At 57.2% G+C, this 19472-nt stretch carries 22 protein-coding genes; 12 read left to right on the forward strand and 10 right to left on the reverse strand.

Annotated elements, in window-relative coordinates; genetic code table 11:
- Positions 1 to 159: 159 nt before the first annotated feature.
- Positions 160 to 1653 (reverse strand): CoA-acylating methylmalonate-semialdehyde dehydrogenase, encoded by a 1494-nt coding sequence (locus ACQRAX_RS22830; protein ID WP_412041377.1) that lies wholly within the window; start codon positions 1651 to 1653, stop codon positions 160 to 162.
- A 73-nt stretch (positions 1654 to 1726) separates the two neighbouring features.
- Complete coding sequence (locus ACQRAX_RS22835; protein ID WP_412041378.1) at positions 1727 to 3073, reverse strand: aspartate aminotransferase family protein; 1347 nt, start codon at positions 3071 to 3073, stop codon at positions 1727 to 1729.
- A 118-nt stretch (positions 3074 to 3191) separates the two neighbouring features.
- On the opposite strand from ACQRAX_RS22835, the gene ACQRAX_RS22840 reads away from it, so the two are divergent.
- The 4 genes from ACQRAX_RS22840 to ACQRAX_RS22855 all read left to right on the forward strand — a co-directional run bounded on the left by ACQRAX_RS22840 (position 3192) and on the right by ACQRAX_RS22855 (position 6446).
- A complete protein-coding gene (locus ACQRAX_RS22840; protein ID WP_412041379.1) occupies positions 3192 to 4109 on the forward strand; it encodes a LysR family transcriptional regulator in 918 nt (305 codons plus the stop codon).
- 62 nt (positions 4110 to 4171) lie between these two features.
- On the forward strand, positions 4172 to 4834 hold the full coding sequence (locus ACQRAX_RS22845) for a TetR family transcriptional regulator C-terminal domain-containing protein (RefSeq protein ID WP_412041380.1): 663 nt from the start codon (positions 4172 to 4174) through the stop codon (positions 4832 to 4834).
- A 10-nt stretch (positions 4835 to 4844) separates the two neighbouring features.
- Entirely contained in the window at positions 4845 to 5429 is a 585-nt protein-coding gene (locus ACQRAX_RS22850; RefSeq protein WP_412041381.1) for an IMPACT family protein, read from the forward strand.
- A 336-nt stretch (positions 5430 to 5765) separates the two neighbouring features.
- Complete coding sequence (locus ACQRAX_RS22855) at positions 5766 to 6446, forward strand: SDR family oxidoreductase (RefSeq protein ID WP_412041382.1); 681 nt, start codon at positions 5766 to 5768, stop codon at positions 6444 to 6446.
- A 107-nt stretch (positions 6447 to 6553) separates the two neighbouring features.
- Here the strand turns inward: ACQRAX_RS22855 and nadE are convergent, their stop codons facing one another.
- From nadE to ACQRAX_RS22870, 3 genes are read right to left on the reverse strand one after another with little or no spacing between them, the layout of a single operon-like run.
- Entirely contained in the window at positions 6554 to 7402 is an 849-nt protein-coding gene (gene nadE / locus ACQRAX_RS22860; protein ID WP_412041383.1) for an ammonia-dependent NAD(+) synthetase, read from the reverse strand.
- On the reverse strand, positions 7402 to 8640 hold the full coding sequence (gene pncB, locus ACQRAX_RS22865) for a nicotinate phosphoribosyltransferase (protein WP_412041384.1): 1239 nt from the start codon (positions 8638 to 8640) through the stop codon (positions 7402 to 7404). The genes nadE and pncB overlap by 1 nt, the downstream gene beginning before the upstream one ends.
- A gap of 1 nt (position 8641) precedes the next feature.
- Complete coding sequence (locus ACQRAX_RS22870) at positions 8642 to 9289, reverse strand: nicotinamidase (RefSeq protein ID WP_412041385.1); 648 nt, start codon at positions 9287 to 9289, stop codon at positions 8642 to 8644.
- A gap of 234 nt (positions 9290 to 9523) precedes the next feature.
- On the opposite strand from ACQRAX_RS22870, the gene ACQRAX_RS22875 reads away from it, so the two are divergent.
- The 4 genes from ACQRAX_RS22875 to ACQRAX_RS22890 all read left to right on the forward strand — a co-directional run bounded on the left by ACQRAX_RS22875 (position 9524) and on the right by ACQRAX_RS22890 (position 12388).
- Positions 9524 to 10093, forward strand: a complete 570-nt coding sequence (locus ACQRAX_RS22875; protein ID WP_412041386.1) for an adenylyltransferase/cytidyltransferase family protein — start codon at positions 9524 to 9526, stop codon at positions 10091 to 10093.
- Positions 10093 to 10806: an NUDIX hydrolase gene (locus tag ACQRAX_RS22880; RefSeq protein ID WP_412041387.1), complete on the forward strand. Its 714-nt coding sequence runs from the start codon at positions 10093 to 10095 to the stop codon at positions 10804 to 10806. The genes ACQRAX_RS22875 and ACQRAX_RS22880 overlap by 1 nt, the downstream gene beginning before the upstream one ends.
- Before the next feature lie 10 nt (positions 10807 to 10816).
- Positions 10817 to 11308 carry an NUDIX hydrolase gene (locus ACQRAX_RS22885; RefSeq protein ID WP_412041388.1) on the forward strand — a complete coding sequence of 164 codons (492 nt, stop codon included), beginning with the start codon at positions 10817 to 10819 and terminating at the stop codon, positions 11306 to 11308.
- 126 nt (positions 11309 to 11434) lie between these two features.
- Positions 11435 to 12388 carry an adenosine deaminase gene (locus ACQRAX_RS22890; RefSeq protein WP_412041389.1) on the forward strand — a complete coding sequence of 318 codons (954 nt, stop codon included), beginning with the start codon at positions 11435 to 11437 and terminating at the stop codon, positions 12386 to 12388.
- Between the two features lie 64 nt (positions 12389 to 12452).
- Here ACQRAX_RS22890 and ACQRAX_RS22895 read toward each other — a convergent pair whose 3' ends face one another.
- Positions 12453 to 13169: an ArsR/SmtB family transcription factor gene (locus ACQRAX_RS22895; RefSeq protein ID WP_412041390.1), complete on the reverse strand. Its 717-nt coding sequence runs from the start codon at positions 13167 to 13169 to the stop codon at positions 12453 to 12455.
- Positions 13170 to 13644: 475 nt separating this feature from the next.
- On the reverse strand, positions 13645 to 14562 hold the full coding sequence (locus tag ACQRAX_RS22900) for a LysR family transcriptional regulator (RefSeq protein ID WP_412041391.1): 918 nt from the start codon (positions 14560 to 14562) through the stop codon (positions 13645 to 13647).
- A 121-nt stretch (positions 14563 to 14683) separates the two neighbouring features.
- On the opposite strand from ACQRAX_RS22900, the gene ACQRAX_RS22905 reads away from it, so the two are divergent.
- Positions 14684 to 15697 carry a zinc-binding alcohol dehydrogenase family protein gene (locus ACQRAX_RS22905; RefSeq protein WP_412041392.1) on the forward strand — a complete coding sequence of 338 codons (1014 nt, stop codon included), beginning with the start codon at positions 14684 to 14686 and terminating at the stop codon, positions 15695 to 15697.
- A 33-nt stretch (positions 15698 to 15730) separates the two neighbouring features.
- Entirely contained in the window at positions 15731 to 15988 is a 258-nt protein-coding gene (locus ACQRAX_RS22910; RefSeq protein WP_412041432.1) for a hypothetical protein, read from the forward strand.
- On the opposite strand, the gene ACQRAX_RS22915 is transcribed toward ACQRAX_RS22910, so the two are convergent.
- Positions 15972 to 17153: a multidrug effflux MFS transporter gene (locus tag ACQRAX_RS22915; protein ID WP_412041393.1), complete on the reverse strand. Its 1182-nt coding sequence runs from the start codon at positions 17151 to 17153 to the stop codon at positions 15972 to 15974. The genes ACQRAX_RS22910 and ACQRAX_RS22915 overlap by 17 nt on opposite strands.
- 115 nt (positions 17154 to 17268) lie before the next feature.
- Entirely contained in the window at positions 17269 to 17466 is a 198-nt protein-coding gene (locus ACQRAX_RS22920) for a heavy-metal-associated domain-containing protein (protein WP_412041394.1), read from the reverse strand.
- Positions 17467 to 17615: 149 nt separating this feature from the next.
- Between ACQRAX_RS22920 and ACQRAX_RS22925 the strand changes: the two genes are divergently transcribed.
- Positions 17616 to 18002: a hypothetical protein gene (locus ACQRAX_RS22925; protein WP_412041395.1), complete on the forward strand. Its 387-nt coding sequence runs from the start codon at positions 17616 to 17618 to the stop codon at positions 18000 to 18002.
- Positions 18003 to 18073: 71 nt separating this feature from the next.
- The gene (gene cueR, locus ACQRAX_RS22930) at positions 18074 to 18478 is read left to right on the forward strand and encodes a Cu(I)-responsive transcriptional regulator (protein ID WP_412041396.1); all 405 of its coding nucleotides are present in this window, start codon (positions 18074 to 18076) and stop codon (positions 18476 to 18478) included.
- A 7-nt stretch (positions 18479 to 18485) separates the two neighbouring features.
- On the opposite strand, the gene ACQRAX_RS22935 is transcribed toward cueR, so the two are convergent.
- On the reverse strand, positions 18486 to 19379 hold the full coding sequence (locus ACQRAX_RS22935; protein WP_412041397.1) for a PA4780 family RIO1-like protein kinase: 894 nt from the start codon (positions 19377 to 19379) through the stop codon (positions 18486 to 18488).
- Positions 19380 to 19472 lie beyond the last annotated feature (93 nt).

A 19472-nucleotide genomic window follows, 5' to 3' on the forward strand; every position in this document is an offset into this window, starting at 1 on the left:
ATCTCAAGGAGTTTTCCGTTCCGACTGCGCCGGAAGTGGGGCGAATTATAGACAGATCCACAGGGGCGTCAAGGACTTATTGCAATAAATCTGTCGTAAAGGTCAAAAACGCCAAAAACAAAGGGGGAGGCCTATCGGCCTCCCCCTTTTGCGCTTGCCTTAAAGGCTAGGGAACGCGAACTGCGACGCCTCATGGCTCGCACGTTGCGGCCAACGCTGAGTGATCGCTTTGCGGCGAGTATAGAAACGCACGCCATCCGGGCCGTACGCATGCAGGTCACCGAACAGCGAACGCTTCCAGCCACCGAAGCTGTGGTAAGCCACCGGTACTGGCAGCGGCACGTTCACACCAACCATGCCCACTTCAATCTCGTCACAGAACAGACGTGCCGCTTCACCGTCACGGGTGAAGATGCAGGTGCCGTTGCCGTATTCATGCTCGTTGATCAGTTGCATGGCCTCTTCCAGGCTGTTGACCCGAACAACGCACAGCACCGGACCGAAGATCTCTTCTTTATAGATGCGCATTTCCGGGGTCACGCGGTCGAACAGCGTACCGCCGACAAAGTAGCCATCCTCGTTACCGGCAACACGGTAGCCACGACCGTCCACCACCAGTTTTGCACCGGCAGCAACGCCATCATCGATATAGCCCACGACCTTGTCACGCGCAGCTGCAGTAACCAGCGGCCCCATGTCCAGGCCGCAGGAGGTGCCGGCCCCGATTTTCAGCGCTTTGATCTGAGGTTCGATCTTGGCAATCATTGCGTCGGCAACCTGGTCACCCACGCACACCGCAACGGAAATGGCCATGCAGCGCTCACCGCACGAACCATACGCCGCGCCCATCAATGCGCTGACAGCATTGTCGAGGTCAGCGTCTGGCATCAGCACAGCATGGTTCTTCGCCCCGCCCAGTGCCTGGACGCGCTTACCGCGCTTGGTGCCTTCGGCATAGATGTACTCGGCAATCGGTGTCGAGCCTACAAAGCTCAGCGCCTTGACTTCTGGCGCTTCGATCAGCGCATCTACTGCTTCCTTGTCACCGTGCACTACGTTCAGCACACCCTTGGGCAAGCCGGCCTCATGCAGCAGCTGAGCAATCAGCAGCGTCGAGCTTGGATCACGCTCCGACGGCTTGAGGATGAAGCAGTTACCACAGGCGATGGCCAGTGGGTACATCCACAGTGGCACCATGGCCGGGAAGTTGAACGGGGTAATGCCAGCAACCACGCCCAGCGGCTGGAAGTCGGACCAGGCATCAATGTTCGGGCCGACGTTACGGCTGTACTCGCCCTTCAGTACTTCTGGCGCTGCACAGGCGAACTCAACATTCTCGATACCACGCTTGAGCTCACCGGCGGCGTCCTCAACGGTCTTGCCATGCTCTTCGCTGATCAACTGGGAAATACGTGCTTCGTTTTGCTCCAGCAGTTGCTTAAAACGAAACATCACCTGGGCGCGTTTGGCAGGTGGCGTATTGCGCCAAGCCGGGAACGCGGCCTTGGCCGAATCGATGGCCTGCTGCACGGTTTGCTTGCTGGCCAGCGCGACCTTGTGGATAGCCTGCCCGGTAGACGGGTTGAAGACCTCAGCGGTGCGCTCGTCAGCAGCAACCAACTCGCCATTGATCAGATGTTGAACAGTGCTCATGCAAAACTCCAGAAAGAGGGTGTACCTGGACGCGAGCGCGCTCGCGTCCTCTTCTTATATATAGGTGTGACGATCAGCTGACCTGATTGATCGCTTCGCCAACCGCGTCGAACAGACGATCCAGTTCCTGCGGCTGGCTGTTGAAGGTCGGGCCGAACTGCAGGGTGTCGCCACCAAAGCGCACATAGAAGCCTGCCTGCCACAACTTCATGGCGATCTCGTACGGGCGCACGATGGCATCACCGTCACGCGCAGCAATCTGGATAGCGCCAGCCAGGCCGTAGTTACGGATGTCGACAATGTTCTTCGCACCCTTCACTCCATGCAGCACTTTCTCGAAATGCGGCGCCAGGTCGGCGGCGGATTGCACCAGATTTTCTTTCTCCAACAGGTCCAGTGCCGCGAGACCAGCAGCACAAGCGACCGGGTGTGCCGAGTAGGTATAGCCGTGGGGGAACTCCACCGCGTATTCCGGCGTCGGCTGGTTCATGAAGGTTTGATAGATCTCGCTGCTGGCAATCACCGCGCCCATCGGAATCGCGCCGTTGGTAACTTGCTTGGCAATGCACATCAGGTCTGGGGTGACACCAAAGGCGTCAGCACCGAACATCGAACCCATGCGACCGAAACCGGTGATGACTTCGTCGAAGATCAACAGGATGTTGTGCTGATCGCAGATCTCACGCAGACGCTTCAGATAACCCTTAGGCGGCGGCAGGACACCAGCGGAACCGGCCAGCGGCTCGACGATCAGGGCGGCGATGTTCGACGCGTCGTGCAGCTCGATCAGCTTGAGCATTTCATCGGCCAGAGCGATACCGCCCTCTTCCGGCATGCCCTTGGTGAAGGCATTGCTGGCCAACAGGGTGTGTGGAATATGGTCGACATCGAGCAGCTGGCCGAACAGTTTACGGTTACCGTTAACGCCACCCAGGCTGGTACCAGCGATGTTCACGCCGTGATAACCACGGGCACGGCCGATCAACTTGGTCTTGGTGGCCTGGCCTTTGAGGCGCCAGTAAGCACGCACCATCTTCACCGCGGTGTCGGCACACTCGGAACCGGAGTTGGTGTAGAAAACGTGATTGAGGTTGCCCGGGGTCAGGTCGGTGATCTTCTCGGCCAGTTGAAACGACAGCGGGTGACCAAACTGGAAGGCTGGCGAGTAATCGAGCACACCCAACTGACGCGACACCGCTTCCTGGATCTGTTTGCGGGTGTGACCGGCACCGCAGGTCCACAGCCCCGACAGTGCGTCATAGATCTTGCGTCCTTTGTCGTCAGTCAGGTAGCTGCCTTCGGCGGCAACGATCAGCCGTGGGTCGCGCTGAAAATTGCGGTTGGCAGTGTAGGGCATCCAGTGGGCGTCCAGCTTGAGCTGGCTGGCCAAACCGACAGGAGCGTTTTCAGGCAGATTCATCGGGCAAGTCCTCGCGAGGGCAATGGGCAGCGACAAGTGTTGTTGCGACTAAATTGGCATGGCGATAAAGTCTAGAAAACCCAACTTTTCTAATCTTCAGATAGATGGTGACTAAACTATGAGCCGCCGCCCCGACCCCCTAGCTCAAGTCAGCGACTTTGACATTCGTCTGCTGAAGATTTACCGCAGTGTTGTCGAGTGCGGTGGTTTTTCAGCCGCAGAGAACGTGCTGGGGATCGGCCGCTCGGCGATCAGCCAGCAGATGAGCGACTTGGAGCAACGCCTGGGGCTACGCTTGTGCCAGCGTGGGCGCGCCGGTTTCTCACTGACCGAAGAAGGTCGCGAGGTGTATCAGTCGGCCTTGCAACTGCTTAGCGCCCTGGAAAGTTTTCGCACCGAGGTCAACGGCCTGCACCAGCACTTGCGTGGCGAGCTGAACATCGGCCTGACCGACAACCTGGTGACCTTGCCACACATGCGCATCACTCACGCCTTGGCCCAGCTCAAGGACCGTGGCCCGGATGTACGCATCCAGATCCGCATGATCGCCCCCAGCCAGGTTGAACAAGGAGTACTCGACGGCAGCCTGCATGTCGGTGTGGTGCCTCAAACCAGCCCGCTCTCGGGCTTGGAGTATCAGCCACTGTACAGCGAACGCTCGTTACTCTATTGCGCAGTTGGTCATCCGCTGTTCTATGCCGATGACCGCCAATTGGACGACGAACGTCTCAACAGCCAGGATGCTATTGCACCGACCTTTCGCCTGCCGGCCGATATCCAGGCGCACTACCAGGCCCTCAATTGCACCGCCAGTGCTTCGGACCGGGAAGGTATGGCCTTTTTGATCCTCACTGGGCGCTATATCGGTTACCTGCCGGATCACTACGCCAGCTTTTGGGTGCAACAAGGACGCTTGCGCGCGCTCAAACCGACGCAACGCTTTTATGACCTGAGCTTGTGCTGGGTAACGCGTAAAGGGCGGCGCCCGCATCTGGTCCTGGAAAGCTTTCTGGAAAGCTTGGCGGCTACTCGCTGAGCGCTAATGCTGGTAGGTTAGCCGATCGGAAGTGATACCCATTGCCCTGCCTGGAACCGTCCATGTCCTTCGAAGTCCCTGCGCATCGTGTCCCCGCCCCGGGCAAGCCCGCCGGCCGCATTCGTCAGAAGAACGAGCAAGCCATCATCCAGGCTGCCGAGGACGAGTTCGCCCGCCACGGCTTCAAGGGCACCAGCATGAACACCATCGCCCTCAAGGCCGGGCTGCCCAAGGCGAACTTGCACTATTACTTCACCAACAAACTCAGCCTGTATGTGGCGGTGCTAAGCAACATCATTGAGTTGTGGGACAGCACCTTCAATGCCTTGAGTGTCGACGATGATCCCGCCGAGGCGCTGAGCACCTACATCCGCACCAAGATGGAATTTTCCCGTCGCAACCCTCAGGCCTCGCGAATCTTCGCCATGGAAATCATCAGCGGCGGCCAGTGCCTGAGCGACTATTTCAGCCAGGATTACCGCGACTGGTTCAAGGGCCGTGCCGCCGTGTTCCAGGCCTGGATCGACGCCGAAAAAATGGACCCGGTCGACCCTGTACACCTGATTTTTCTGCTGTGGGGCAGCACGCAGCATTACGCCGATTTCGCCACACAGATCTGCCAGGTCACCGGCCGTAGCCGTCTGACCAAGCAAGACATGCAAGATGCCAGCAACAATCTTATCCACATCATTCTCATAGGTTGTGGCCTGAAACTTCCCGACTGAATCTGCGTTTATGCCTTTTACCCTGCTCGACACCTGCGAGTTTCGCGAAGAAATTCGCAAGAGTCGCTTCATTACCCTGGCAGCACCGATCAACAGCGCCGCCGAGGCCATGAGCTTCATTGAACAGCACAGCGACCTCGCTGCCACCCACAATTGCTGGGCCTGGAAGCTGGGCGCGCAGTATCGCAGCAGTGACGACGGCGAGCCCGGCGGTACCGCCGGACGCCCGATCCTGGCGGCGATCGAAGCCCAGGACTGTGATCAGGTAGTGGTCTTGGTGATCCGCTGGTACGGCGGTATCCAACTGGGCACCGGCGGCCTTGCTCGCGCTTATGGCGGCGGCGCCAATAAATGTTTGCAGCAAGCGGAAAAACGACTGCTGGTCAGTCGCAGCGAAGTCCAGTGCAGTTGCGGGTTCAATGAGCTTGCCCTGCTCAAACTACGCGTGGCCGAAGCTGACGGCCTGGTCTTGGAAGAGCACTTCACCGCCAATGGCGTCGACCTGCTGTTGGCCTTGAGCGAAGAACACATTGAACCACTGCAACGCCAACTGGCCGACCTGAGCCGCGGCCGGATCTTGCTCGAACGACGCTGAACAATTGCCCACATTCACTGTGGGCCTGGCTGTGGATAAGCTCTGGGCATTCCCCTACGCCCCTTGATTTACAAGGCCTACAGACTAACGATCATATTTTGATCAAGATTTGATGACAGCGCTTCAACTGTCCAAAAATCAGTCAGTTATCCCCATTTATTGCCCTTCGAAGGAAGCCTGAACGCACTTATATCCACCTTGAGCAATTGCTCACAGATACTGTGGAGCAAACTGTGGATAAGCCGTGTACCCATGCACCAATGCCCTGTCCGGCCGACGCTTGGCTAGACTGGTTATTCTTTGATCAACAGTCCATCCACTGAAAGGAGTTTCTCCATGCCCTCGAACAAAACCGCCCTGATCATCGGTGCCTCACGCGGCCTCGGACTGGGGCTGGTACAACGCCTGCTGGAAGACAACTGGAAGGTTATCGCCACCGTCCGGGACGCGGCCAAGGCCAGCGACCTGGCAGCCCTGCCGGGTGTGCAGGTAGAGACCTTGGAAATGAACAGTGGCAGCCAACTTGATAACCTCCAGCAACGCCTGCAAGGCCAGACGTTTGACCTGTTATTCGTCAACGCAGGTGTCATGGGGCCAGGAGACCAGAATCCCGAGCGCGCACAACTGGCAGATGTCGGCAACCTGTTCATGACCAATGCCGTGTCGCCAATTCGCGTCGCCCAGCGCTTTGCCTCGCAATTGAAGGCCGATGGCGTCCTGGCCTTCATGAGCTCGATCCTTGGCAGCATTGCCATTCCCGACGGCAGCGAGATTTGCCTGTACAAGGCCAGCAAGGCTGCGCTGAACTCTATGATCAACAGTTTTGTCACCCTGCATCAGCCGGCACAGACCGTTCTGGCCATGCACCCGGGCTGGGTGAAAACCGACATGGGCGGCGAAAATGCCGAGATCGATGTGCTCACGAGTACGCAGGGCATGCTTGAACAAATAAAGGCCAGTACCGGCAAAGGCGGCCTGCATTTCATCAACTACAAAGGTGAAAGCCTGATCTGGTGACCCTGACCCAAGCGCTGAATACACGCCTGGATACCCGCACACCTTAAGCGCGTCAGGCCCTGTAATTGCGGCACCTGCGCTATGGCGCCGAGGCGATCACGGTTGAGTTATGGGGCGTATGGCTGCGCGCGCTTGTGGGCTGTCCTCTCGTAGGCACCAATGATCACCTTGGCAATGTCACCGCAAACAGGTCTGCCGAGCAGGAAGTTGTCGATATCATCGTAGGTACAGCCGTATGCCAATTCATCCGGTTTGCCTGGGGCAAGGTCTTCGAGGTCGGCAGTCGGTGTTTTGTGCACCAGTTCTGTTGGCGCCCCCAGCTCCAGCGCGATCTGGCGAACCTGGCCTTTGACCAGACCGGCCAATGGCGTCAGGTCGCATGCGCCGTCACCAAATTTGGTGAAAAAGCCCATTACGGCCTCGGCCGCATGGTCGGTTCCCACCACTAGACAGCCTTTATCGCCTGCAATGGCATACTGGGCGATCATCCGGGCACGTGCTTTTACGTTCCCTTTGACGAAGTCGATCTTGTGCTCATCGCCAGTGTGCTGGCCACTTAAGGCGCCCATCATGGCGTCAACAGACTGACCGATATCGACGGTCAAGGTTTCATCGGGGCGAATGAAGCGCAACGCTTTCTGAGCGTCTTCTTCATCGCGTTGCACATAAAAGGGCAAGCGTACTGCGTAGTACTTCGCTGCGTAGCCTTCGGCACGCAGCTGCTCAACCGCCATCTGGCAGAGTTTACCCGCTACGGTGGAATCGACCCCTCCACTGATACCCAACACCAGACCTTTGGTGTTAGTGGCCCGAAGCCGCTCTTTGAGGAAGTTTATCCGTGTGATGATTTCTTGAGCCGCGCCTTGGGCGTCATCAGCCCACGGACTAACTTTCAGATTGTGAGCGATGCGAATGGCCGCGGAAACGACGATATCGGAATTCTGATTGGCGCTCATCACATACCTACCTTGTCGTTGATTTTCTTGATACCAAACACACTGGCGGCGTACTGCAGGAAACTTGGGTCCTCACAGACATTCTTGACCGGGTCGTCAGAGAACTTTACAACCGGCTCCCCGTGAACGCGTACCAGCTTCATCACGATGCTCAACGGCTCAACGCCTTCGACGTCACAGGCAAGGTTGGTACCAATACCGAAGCCAACTCTGGCCCGCCCATTAACGTGGCGGTGGATAGCAAGGGCCTTCTCGAAGTTGAGGCTGTCGGAGAACATGAGTTCCTTGCCCTTGGGGTCGACCCGCAACGCTTCGTAACGCTTGATACACATGTCAGCCCAGGTAAACGGGCTGCCCGAGTCGTGGCGCAAGCCGTCGTACAGCTTGGCGTGGTAAAGGTCGAAATCCTTGCTCAGAAAATATTCAGTGGAGAAGACGTCGGTCAGCGCAATACCCAGGCGTCCGCGATATTCCTTTACCCAATTTTCCAGTGCAGCTTTTTGGCTATGACTCAAACGGCAATCACTTTGCTGGTGAACCATCAGCCACTCATGCGCCATGGTGCCGATCAAAGGCAGGTTGAATTCGTAAGCCAGTGACGGGTTGCTGGTGCCGACAAACACACCCGGGAAGTCGCGGCGCATGACATCAACGACTTCACGCTGGGCGAGGTGGGACAGGCGGCGGCGTGTCGAAAAGTCCGATACGCGAAAGTCAGCCAGCTCCTCCCTGGAGGCGTTCTTCTCCAGCCATTCGAACTTCTGATACAGGCGGTCACGTACCTGGGATAACTGGACATCAGGATACTTGTGGCGATTTCGCAGCTCACTGACAGTGGCCAGAACCGGGATTTCGAACAGCATGCAATGCAGCATTGGGCCACGAACACGGATAGCCAACTGACCCTGCTCATTCGACACGTGAACGTAGCGCAGGTTGAATCGGAACAGCCCCAGAAAACGCTGGAAATCTGTGGTCAGGTATTCGCGGAAGCGGGCGTCGAAAATAAACCGTGATTCGTCTTCACGCACCTGCAGGTTAGCCAGGTTTTCCAGCTCATTACGCACCTCGGGGATCAGGTACGTCAGGTCTTCCTTGGAGCGCACTATCAGCTTGTACTCGACATCGTCGACATTTGGCAGCTGGTGAAGCACGGCCTGCATCATGGTCAGCTTGTAGTAATCGGTGTCCAGCAAGCTCTGAATTAAAGGGCGGTTGTAGCTATAAACACTTTCCATGTTATTTCCCCTCACTCACGAAACGGGCCAATTCATCGCTGCTGTTCGCCAACACCGCGCCAGCAGTTTTCATATCTTGCAGTGCCAGGTCGGCGGTGTCCTGGCTGATTGCCCGGCAGGCAGGCAGATAAACGGCAACCTCGAACTCGGCGGCGAGCAATTGCAGCACCGTCGATTTCACGCAGTAGTCGAGGGCCAAGCCGCCGACAAGAACGGTCTTGATACCTTTTGCCCGCAGAACCTCGATAACGCCGGTGCTCAGGACGTCATCGTGAAACAAGGCACCGTACGGGTGAAGATCGACTTCAAGGCCTTTGTAGACCATGTAGCCGTACTCACTGACCTTAGGCAGGCCAGGAAGAAGCTCAAAACCCGGGGTGCCAACAACGCAGTGCGATACCCAGGTCAGGTCTGCATGCGCAAGCCCCGTTGGAACGCCCATTTCGGCGTGAGAGCCAACAACCCATTTTGCATTCGGGCTGTGGGCATCCTTGCTACCCACCCTCAAACCTGCGAGCGAGGCCATGAAGTTCAGGGCGGGTACGATTTCATTCCCTCCAGGAACCGGCAGCTCATCTGGGCACAGCGGGGTGAAGCCGCACTGCGCATCTACGTCGAAGCTAGCAATATGGGATTTGAGCATGTTCATCTCAGCGCCTCCGCTGTCGTCTTGAAAACATAATGCGCGTCACGCATTATATTAGTCAACAGACAGACCAAAAAACTTTCAATTATCATCACCACGATATCAGCTCAAGCATTCAACAAAGACCATATGCAGAGATGATTCCGCTACCACCTAATTTTCCCAGGCTTCAGAGTTGCCACTTTCCTCTTGACGACAAAATACGTGACGCGCACTATGTTGCGAAAGGAGGGCAATATGAACAAAACGAAATTGGCGGTGTATGGAGGAGCATTCAACCCTCCACACGCAGGACACGTCCAAGTGATGGCGTCACTGTTGAGCCAGGCAGAACACGTACGAGTTGTGCCGTCGTTTGCGCACCCGTTTGGTAAGCAGATGGTGGATTTCAACCTGCGTATTCAGTGGCTGGAACAGATCGTTGGGAGTTTCAACGAGCCTCGACTGCTGGTCGACGCCTGCGAACGTGAGTTGTTCAGACACAAGGCCCCGATTTTCAGCATTGACCTGCTTCGGTCAATTGCCGAACGTTTCAGCTTGAACAAAAAGGACGTAGCCCTGGTGGTGGGCGAGGACAACCAAAAGGTGCTCCACACCTTCTATGGTTACCAGGAAATCCTCGACGAGTTCTCAATCATCACCGTGCCAGAGACGATTCACGTCCACAGCAGTATGATCCGCGACAGCCTGAAGGTCGGCACGGACATCCCTTCAAGCTGGATAGCACCTGGCCTGAACGTGACGGATTATCTGGTTTTCGCTGATACTGGGCGGATTTCTTCAGATCAACACTTGAGGACTGCGTAGTGAGCGAAGAACGAAGAAGCGCAATCCAATCGGTCGATGTCGGAATCCTTCGATTCAATCGCGAGCTTGGCCGTGCGGAAATTCTGCTGCTCAAACGGCAAAACCCGGAAGAGCCCTATTTCGGTCAATGGGCATTACCTGGCCTGGTCATCAACGGGGACACCGAGGATCAAAGCCTGGAAGCGGCGATCGATCGCCTACTTCTATCACCAAAGGTCGGCTTCAGCGTCAGCCATTGCGAACAGGTTGTAACAGTCGGCAACGCCGTTCGAGACCCCCGGGGCTGGGCGACGACGACGGTCTACATGGCCATGGTTGATGACGGCGTTGCAGTTGAAGGCGAGAAGCAATGGGTCGACCTGATCGCTGTCAGCGAGAAGAGGTTCTTGCTGGCATTCGATCACAACGAACTCGTTGACAAAATCCGGGCGCGACTCGCTGGCAAGTTTCGCTACACCAGCATCGGTTTTTCCATGCTGCCCATGAAGTTCACCATGACTGATGTGATCACCCTTTTCTCGGTAGTCAGGGGCGTTAACCCAGCCAAGGGTAAGACCAGCATCATTCAGCGGGTCAAGAAAATGATCGAGGCAGAGCTCATCGCGCTGACCAACGAAACTGTCCAGCTCGCGATGGGCCGCCCACAAAACCTATACCTCAAACTCAAACCAGAAGTCATTTTCGAGTTTGATCGTGCACTGTCAGATGGCTAAGGCATAAACCATGAACGCACCCACTCAAGAGATTCAGACCCTGCTTCAAACCCCATTCTTCGATGTGATCAAGCGGGGGAAGTATTTCATTGTCGCGGAAGAGCACGAGGTCAATGCTGCCGTGATCCTGGCCAGGGATCCCCAAGGACGATACCTGATGGTTGAGCACTACCGTGGCGCCATCGACCAGGACTCTTTGGAGCTCCCACGCGGTGGCCGCAAACCTGATGAGACGCTGGAAGAAACGGCGAAGCGTGAGCTGTTGGAGGAAACAGGGTATGCATCAGCATCCTGGACGCACCTCGGCAAGGTGCACACCAACACCTCGCTGATCCGAAGCTCGGTTGAAGTGTATCTGGCGGTTGATGCCGTACAGGTTACAACGGACACCGATGGAGAAGCCAAAGGCATCAAAACGTACACCGAGGACGAAATGAAAGCCTTGATCCGCGGTGGCAAAATCACTGACGCACATACGCTGTCGGCCTGGGCAATGCGTTAATCGCAACTTCAGCCGTCGTCAATGTGTGGAAGAGTTCCCGCAGTCGCCACCCGGTCAGCTTTCTCGGCCAGGGCCAAACAACCGCTGTAGAATGCTGGCAACCGCACCTGATGAGAAACAGACTTTATGTACGACTGGCTTAACGCGCTGCCCAAGGCAGAATTGCACCTGCACCTGGAAGGATCGCTGGAGCCCGAGCTGCTGTTCGCCCTGGCCGCACGCAACAAGATTGCCCTACCTTGGAACGACGTCGAAGCCCTGCGTTCAGCCTATGCGTTCAACAACCTGCAGGAGTTTCTAGACCTGTACTACCAGGGCGCCGATGTACTGCGCACCGAGCAGGACTTCTACGACCTGACCTGGGCCTACCTGTTGCGCTGCAAAGCGCAGAACGTTATCCACACTGAACCATTCTTCGACCCGCAAACCCACACTGATCGTGGCATTCCCTTCGAGGTGGTGCTCAATGGCATCAGCGCTGCGCTCAAGGATGGTCAACAGCAATTGGGCATCAGCAGCGGCCTGATTCTCAGCTTCCTGCGCCACCTGAGTGAAGACGAGGCGCACAAGACCCTCGACCAGGCCCTGCCATTTCGTGACGCCTTTATCGCCGTTGGCCTCGACAGTTCAGAAATGGGCCACCCGCCAAGCAAGTTCCAGCGCGTCTTCGACCGTGCCCGCGGCGAAGGTTTTCTAACCGTTGCCCACGCCGGTGAAGAAGGCCCTCCCGAGTACATCTGGGAAGCCATCGACCTGCTCAAGATCCAGCGTATTGATCATGGCGTGCGCGCTATTGAAGACGAGCGGCTGATACAACGCATCATCGATGAACAGATCCCGCTGACTGTGTGCCCGCTGTCCAACACCAAGCTGTGCGTGTTTGATCATATGAGCCAGCACAACATCCTCGACATGCTCGAGCGTGGTGTGAAGGTCACAGTCAATTCGGATGACCCAGCGTACTTCGGTGGCTATGTCACCGAGAACTTCCACGCCCTGCATACCCATCTGGGCATGACCCAGGACCAGGCTCGACGCTTGGCGCAAAATAGCCTGGATGCGCGATTGATCAAGCCGTAAATATCATCGATCTGTGAAAATCAGTACAACGACGCCTCTGCTGGGGCGTCGTTGTATCTACTTGCTAACCCACCGACTGCAACGTCAGCGGCTGGGCAATCCCGTTGATCTGACGCAAACCTGCGGTATTGATCTGCAACCTGCGTGAGGGTTCACTCTCGCGAATCCAGCCAGATTGCAGGAACAGCTTGAGTAAACTGCTGCCCAATGCGCCACCCAGGTGCGGACGATGGTCAGTCCACTCGCTGCAGCACCGACAGCTGCTGATATTTCTGCGTTGATAGCGAGCCAGGGACTCAATGAAGATGCCATAGCGGGCAAACTGCGTGCGGCCTTCCTGGGTCACCTCGATCTGTTGCTCCATGCCCTCCAGCCAACCGGCATCGAACAGGCGCTGATACAAATCCGCCGCGAGCTCTCCACCGAGATGATCACCGCATAACCGGGCCCGGCGCATGGACAGTGGAATACCAACGTCCTCTCTGGCTGGGTTTATTTCCCGAGACGTGACCTGAACACTGGCCAATGCCTCTACAGCGGCACCTACCTCGGGCCCAGCTAGCCTGAAGTAGCGCTTTCTCCCTCGTGGTTCTAGCTTGAGCAAACCGCTGGCCGATAGCCTGGCCAAATGCGCACAGGCCGAAGAAGGCGTCAGGCCCGCCATGTCGGCCAACTCATCCGAGGGCCGCGCCACGCCATCGATCAACGCCCAAAGCATTGCGCTGCGTTTAGGGTCGGCAAGTAGGCTGGCAATTTGGCTAATACTTGTAACAGGTTTCATATCTCAACTCCCTGCGAGATTACATCTGAAATCGTTTGAATAACCATGTCAGCAGCACTTACTGCGAGGTCTCCGATACCAGATAGACTGGAAGTTGTTGTAATCACTCACCGGCAATCAGCCAGTGCTATAACCCACGAAAGATAAAGCGAGAGCAATTCTTGCGGGTCATTGGCATGGAAGTTCTCTCGCTGGAAGCGACTGCTGGAACCATTATAAGCCGCCCCGACGGCACCGTTTCCTCGTCAGCAGTTAGATCACGGTGCAAAACACTCTGCCCTAGCCAACCTTGACCATATCTCGCGCCTAGAAGGCACAATCAACTTTTCGAAATGATTGCTGTAGAACCGCAGCCCATACCTGTTCGCTCAAACACAAAAATTGCTGGCCATAAAAAAAGCAGACATTAAACCTACATCCTTCATGTGTAGAAGCCACACATATTTCGGAAGCTTCTGTAATACAAAAAACCAGGCTAGTGGCTTATTGCTTTCAATTGTTCAAATAGGGTCTGACAACGCTCCCTGAGCAGATTACGTAACAGTTGCACTGGCTTCCCCAGTTGCGCCCGATGCGTGCACATTAGGTTCAAGGGTGCGAGCTCTCCTTCAAGCTGTCCCAGCACAACCCTCAGGCGCCCTGCCTGCACATCGAACGCTACATCCAGCCACGACTTGTAGGCAATGCCATACCCTGCCAGCGCCCAGCGACGGACCACATCGGCATCGTCGCTAAAACGGTCACCACTGACGGTCACGCCCACCTCGCCCGCCCCACGGCCAAAGCGCCAATGATCGTGAACGCGATTGCCCAACTGATAGAGCAAGCAATTATGCTGAGTCAGATCGGCCATTTCCTTGGGCTCTCCATGACGGTTCAGATACACCGGAGAAGCGCACAGCACCCGTCGATTATCCGCACACAAGCCAAGCGCAACCAGACTCGAGTCTTCCGGTGTGCCGTAACGCAGGGCGATGTCCGCCGCCTGGCGAAACAGATCGGCGTTACGGTCGCCCAACAACAGACGCACGGAGAGTTTAGGGTGTTCGCACTGCAGCTCATCCAACCAAGGCAGCAGAACATTGCGACCAAAGTCCGATGGCGCCGATAGCTGCAACACACCACTGACCTCATCCTGCCCAAGCGCCAGTTGCCGGCGCCCTTCATCCAGGCTCGCCAACGCGCTGCGGGCATGCACCAGGAAGCCCTCGCCGTCGGCGGTCAGACGCAGATTGCGGGTCGAACGCGCCAGCAAACGCGTACCCAATTGCTGCTCCAGACGTTTGAGTGCCGAACTGGCCACGGCAGGTGATAAATCGAGCAGTCGCGCAGCAGCGGAGAGACTACCCAGCTCGGCGCTGCGAACAAATAGTTGCAGGTCATCGACTCGCACAAGTAGACCTCTTTATTATCAATAAATAATTGAAAGTATCTGTCGTTTTAGCGGCTTTTAACATGAAGTGAAAGCACCAATCATGGCCCCCATCGATTTCCTCTTGTGACGGACGCCCATTATGAAAGCCATCGCCTACTACCACTCCTTGGCCATCACCGATCCGGCAGCCCTGCAAGACGTCGAGTTACCCGCACCGGAACCTGGGCCGCGGGATCTACTGATTGAGGTGCGGGCCATTTCGGTCAACCCGGTCGATACCAAGGTGCGCCAGAACGTGCAACCTGAAGCCGACACCGCCAAGGTGTTGGGTTGGGATGTGGCGGGTGTGGTCAAGGCCGTGGGCAATCAAGTGAGCCTGTTTCAGCCTGGCGACAAGGTCTATTACGCAGGCTCTATCGCTCGTGCCGGTGCTAACAGTGAGTTGCATGTGGTCGACGAGCGTATCGTTGGCCATATGCCCAAGACCTTAAGTTTCGCGCAAGCTGCCGCCTTGCCGCTAACGGCAATAACCGCCTGGGAATTGCTGTTCGAGCGCCTCCAAGTGCCACAAGGTCAGGACGACTTGGGTCAACGCCTGTTGATCGTCGGCGCCGCCGGTGGTGTCGGCTCGATTCTGACTCAATTGGCCAGCCAACTGACCGGTCTCACGGTGATCGGCACGGCTTCGCGTCCACAAACGCAGGAATGGGTGCGCCAATTGGGCGCTGACCAGGTGATCGATCATAGCCAGCCGCTGGCTGCAGCACTCAAGGCGCAAGGCTTCGATTACGTCACCCATGTCGCCAGCCTGACGCAGACCGATCAGCACCTGCCACAGCTGGTCGAAGCACTGGCACCACAAGGCAAGCTGGCGCTGATTGATGACCCCAAGCAACTGGATGTCGGCCTGCTCAAGCGCAAGAGTCTGTCCTTGCACTGGGAGTTCATGTACACCCGTTCACTGTTCGAAACTGCCGACATGATTGAGCAGCATAAACTGCTCAACCGGGTCGCCGAACTGATCGACGCCGGCACCCTCAAGACCACCTTGGGCGAGCATTTTGGCACCATCAACGCGGCTAATCTGCGGCGCGCTCACGCCCTACTGGAAAGCGGCGCAGCCAAAGGCAAAATCGTCCTCGAAGGGTTCTAAGGCAAGTGGCCCACTCCTGAAAAAGGGGTGGGCATGACCGTCAGTCCGACAACTGATCCAGGTCATTTCCCTGCGGGCAGGCAGCGCTACAATTCTTCAGCCAACGCTAATCGCAGGTATGCAACGATGTTCATTCAAGTCAGTGCATCAGCTCAAAAACCCGACTGTCCGTGGCAGGTTCGACTCGACCAGCATGTAGTCAGCTTTCGCAGCGAGGCCGAAGCCCGCGCCTTTGTTAACACCTTGCAAACCCGCTTACAGGCGCCGCACCCACTCAAACGGGTCGGCTGAGCTGCAAGCGACGGGTGACCATCGCCATCGCTGTCGCCGCCATCCCACACAGGCTGATGACTAATGCCATCGGCATGGCGCTGCCATCGTGCAGCACACCAACCAAGGCCGCGGCCCCGGCAGCCACACTGAACTGCAGGCAACCAAGCAGTGCCGAGGCACTACCGGCCCGTGCGCCTTGACCATTCATAGCGCAGGCCGAGGCATTGGGAATGATGCAGCCCAAGCTGGCGATACAAATGAACAGTGGAATCAGCAGCGGCCAGAGCTTGGCCGGATGCAGGGCGCTGATCGCCAGCAAGGTCAACCCTGCTGCCAGATACACCCACACGAACCGCGCCAGCAAAAACGCTGGCCCGCGCTTGGCCAGCATCCGCGCGTTAATCTGCGCCACCAGAATGAACCCGGCCGCGTTACTGCCGAATAACCAGCCATAGTGCTCGGGCGGCACCCCATACAGTTTGATGAAGACAAACGGCGAACCGGCGACATAGGCAAACATCCCAGCCATAGCGATACCACCAGTCAAAGCATGACCGATAAACACCCGATCCTTGAGAAGGCGCCCGTACTGTCGAAGGGCCCCCGAAAGAGGCTGACGCGGCTGATTGGCAGGCAGGCTTTCCGGCAATCCTAGGGCGACGGCCACCGTACACAGGGCACTGAACAAGGTCAGAGCGATGAAGATCGACTGCCAGCCATAGACATTGACCAATACCCCGCCGAGCATCGGCGCCAGAATGGGCGCCAGGCCCATCACCAGCATCAACTGGGAAAACACTTTGGCCGAGGCCACTGCATCGCATTTGTCGCTGACAATAGCCCGCGATAGCACCATACCGGCACAACCACCAAGGGCTTGGACAAATCGCGCCACAATCAGCGCTTCGAGATTAGGGGCAAAGGCGCAGGCGATGGACGCCAGAGTAAACAGGCAGACCCCGACCAGCAGCGGAATCCTGCGGCCAAAGCGATCGGCCACCGGCCCGTAAGCCAGTTGCCCTGTGGACAAGCCAAGGAAGTAGACCGCCAAGGTGGTCTGAATATGGTTTTCGTCGGTACCGAAGGCCAGCGCCATCGCTGGAAAGCCTGGCAGGTAGAAATCGATCGCCAAGGGGCCAAACGCACTGAGGGCGCCCAGAATCAGGATGGTTCGCAGGTTCATGGAAGATCCATAGCAGGCTAAGCAAGTCTGCTAGTCTAACTGTCCTGCCGAGGTTGCGCTGCGAAGAGTTGGCGCCGCGCCGTGAAAGTCTTATCCACAGCGCCAGCCATTGACCTCAGACCGCTTCGGCCTGGTAACCCTCTTCGCGGATCAGCTGCAGAATCTCTGGAGCCTGCAGCGTACTTTGCACTTTCACTTGCTTCTGGCCCAGATCGACTTCGACGACGGCTTGCACATCCTGAGCCTGAACCGCGCGGGTCACGGCCTTGACGCAATGGCCACAGGTCATACCTTCAACATTGAATACTTGCATGGGGATTACCTCGTGTAGATTTTGACTCAGCTTCAAGCTTGCCATCAGGGTAAGGTCAAGTTCCTGTTGACGCTGCCGGGCTGGAAATCATCGCCCGGGTCGGCCAAGCTGCGAAGCTGATGATTTTGACGATGCAGGAGATTGATTTCATGCGCAGGGCAGCTTTCGGCCTTTTCGGCCTGCTGAGTATTTTCGCCATGCTTCCCCAGGCCAATGCCGCGGGGCCGAGCGACTACAGCATTCTGATCATTTCGCGTGAACGCCTGGAAGTGGCGACCTCATGCGAGATCGGCGTGTACATCAACGACCAATTGGCCGGCCGGGTGTTTCAGGAGCAATCTAATTCTTTCAACCTGCCAGCCGGCGAAATCGATATTCGCCTGCGTTATCTGCCAGGCCAAGCGCCAGGTTGCCAACCTGGGATTGAGAACCAACGCAGTACCCGCTTGAAGCTGCAGGCCGGTCAGATCAATAAATACCGGGTTGCAGTCGATCAGAATGGCCTCACATTGATAAGAGCTGGCTTGGGCTATTGACCTTACCCGTGTGTCAAGGTTGATGCTGGCGGGAAACCTGGAAGCCTGAACCCACCACAGGACGACGCCTTATGAACATCGGCCAAGCCGCTCGCCGCTCCGGGCTGAGCGCCAAGATGATCCGCTATTACGAGTCCATCGGCTTGCTTAAGCCAGCCCTGCGCAGCGATAGCGGCTATCGCCTGTACCAACAGGACGATTTACACCAACTGGCTTTTATCAAGCGCTCACGGGACTTGGGCTTCTCGCTGGAAGAAGTCGCTCGGCTGCTGACCCTCTGGCAGGACCGGCAGCGCGCCAGCGCCGACGTCAAGGCGCTGGCCAGCGAGCATATCGATGACCTTAACCGGCGCATCGCGGAATTGGTCAGCCTGCGCGACACCTTGAGTGAGCTGGTCGCCCATTGCCAGGGCGATGATCGCCCCGACTGCCCGATCCTCAAGGACCTGGCAGCCGGCGCCAGTTGCTGTCACTGACGGCGTCTTATTGCAACCATGGCGGCGTGGGCTCTTCTTCTTTGCGCCCGCCCCGCTCGGCGTCCTCTTTGGCGGCACGTCGACGGGCATCATCAATGCGCGCCGCATCGATTTCGCGCATGACCCCATCCACATCGGCGCTATGCTGCTCCTCCTCGAACAGACCGCTAAGCTCGCTGTCTGGCAACAACTCGCCGGCCTGGTAAAGGGCCCACATTTCCTTGGCGTAGCGCGTCTCGCGTAGCTCTGGAGCAAAGCGTCCGAAGTAAGCGGCCATGTTGCCAACATCACGTTCGAGCATGCTGAAGGCGTGGTTGTTACCCGCCGCATCCACCGCCTGGGGCAAATCAATAATCACCGGACCGTCAGGTCCAAGCAGCACGTTGAATTCCGACAAGTCGCCATGCACCAGCCCCGTGCATAACATCAGCACGATCTGGCGAATCACGAACGTGTGGTACTCACGGGCCTGATCCGGCTCCAGGTGCACGTCGTTGAGGCGCGGCGCGGCATCGCCATACTCGTCAGCCACCAGTTCCATCAGCAGCACGCCGTCGAGAAAGTCATAGGGCCGCGGCACCCGCACACCGGCGTTGGCCAGGCGGAACAGGGCAGCCACCTCGGCGTTCTGCCAGGCGTCCTCGGCTTCCTTGCGTCCGTACTTGGAGCCTTTGGCCATGGCTCGGGCCTGGCGGCTGTTGCGCACTTTGCGCCCTTCCTGGTACTCGGCAGCCTGGCGGAAACTGCGTTTATTGGCTTCCTTGTAGACCTTGGCACAGCGCAATTGCTGACCGCAGCGCACCACGTACACGGCGGCCTCCTTGCCACTCATCAGCGGTCGCAGTACTTCGTCGACCAGTCCATCTTCAACCAGTGGTTCAATGCGTTTTGGAGTCTTCATCGGCTTTTGTCGGGGGTCCTGTTCTGCCAGACACGAGTTTTTTTAGGTCACCGGTGCAGCACCGGGCTTGTCGCTATAGCAAGACCGCACTGC

Source organism: Pseudomonas sp. UM16 (assembly GCF_050312595.1).
GTDB lineage: Bacteria > Pseudomonadota > Gammaproteobacteria > Pseudomonadales > Pseudomonadaceae > Aquipseudomonas.

Coding starts and splice junctions, on each gene's coding strand:
- ACQRAX_RS22895 (WP_412041390.1), bottom strand. CDS start 13,169: ATGAAACCTGTTACAAGTATTAGCCAAATTGCCAGCCTACTTGCCGAC.
- ACQRAX_RS22890 (WP_412041389.1), top strand. CDS start 11,435: ATGTACGACTGGCTTAACGCGCTGCCCAAGGCAGAATTGCACCTGCAC.
- ACQRAX_RS22855 (WP_412041382.1), top strand. CDS start 5,766: ATGCCCTCGAACAAAACCGCCCTGATCATCGGTGCCTCACGCGGCCTC.
- ACQRAX_RS22850 (WP_412041381.1), top strand. CDS start 4,845: ATGCCTTTTACCCTGCTCGACACCTGCGAGTTTCGCGAAGAAATTCGC.
- ACQRAX_RS22870 (WP_412041385.1), bottom strand. CDS start 9,289: ATGAACATGCTCAAATCCCATATTGCTAGCTTCGACGTAGATGCGCAG.
- ACQRAX_RS22830 (WP_412041377.1), bottom strand. CDS start 1,653: ATGAGCACTGTTCAACATCTGATCAATGGCGAGTTGGTTGCTGCTGAC.
- ACQRAX_RS22845 (WP_412041380.1), top strand. CDS start 4,172: ATGTCCTTCGAAGTCCCTGCGCATCGTGTCCCCGCCCCGGGCAAGCCC.
- ACQRAX_RS22935 (WP_412041397.1), bottom strand. CDS start 19,379: ATGAAGACTCCAAAACGCATTGAACCACTGGTTGAAGATGGACTGGTC.
- ACQRAX_RS22905 (WP_412041392.1), top strand. CDS start 14,684: ATGAAAGCCATCGCCTACTACCACTCCTTGGCCATCACCGATCCGGCA.
- ACQRAX_RS22920 (WP_412041394.1), bottom strand. CDS start 17,466: ATGCAAGTATTCAATGTTGAAGGTATGACCTGTGGCCATTGCGTCAAG.
- nadE (WP_412041383.1), bottom strand. CDS start 7,402: ATGAGCGCCAATCAGAATTCCGATATCGTCGTTTCCGCGGCCATTCGC.
- ACQRAX_RS22875 (WP_412041386.1), top strand. CDS start 9,524: ATGAACAAAACGAAATTGGCGGTGTATGGAGGAGCATTCAACCCTCCA.
- ACQRAX_RS22885 (WP_412041388.1), top strand. CDS start 10,817: ATGAACGCACCCACTCAAGAGATTCAGACCCTGCTTCAAACCCCATTC.
- cueR (WP_412041396.1), top strand. CDS start 18,074: ATGAACATCGGCCAAGCCGCTCGCCGCTCCGGGCTGAGCGCCAAGATG.
- ACQRAX_RS22915 (WP_412041393.1), bottom strand. CDS start 17,153: ATGAACCTGCGAACCATCCTGATTCTGGGCGCCCTCAGTGCGTTTGGC.
- ACQRAX_RS22835 (WP_412041378.1), bottom strand. CDS start 3,073: ATGAATCTGCCTGAAAACGCTCCTGTCGGTTTGGCCAGCCAGCTCAAG.
- pncB (WP_412041384.1), bottom strand. CDS start 8,640: ATGGAAAGTGTTTATAGCTACAACCGCCCTTTAATTCAGAGCTTGCTG.
- ACQRAX_RS22910 (WP_412041432.1), top strand. CDS start 15,731: ATGACCGTCAGTCCGACAACTGATCCAGGTCATTTCCCTGCGGGCAGG.
- ACQRAX_RS22925 (WP_412041395.1), top strand. CDS start 17,616: ATGCGCAGGGCAGCTTTCGGCCTTTTCGGCCTGCTGAGTATTTTCGCC.
- ACQRAX_RS22840 (WP_412041379.1), top strand. CDS start 3,192: ATGAGCCGCCGCCCCGACCCCCTAGCTCAAGTCAGCGACTTTGACATT.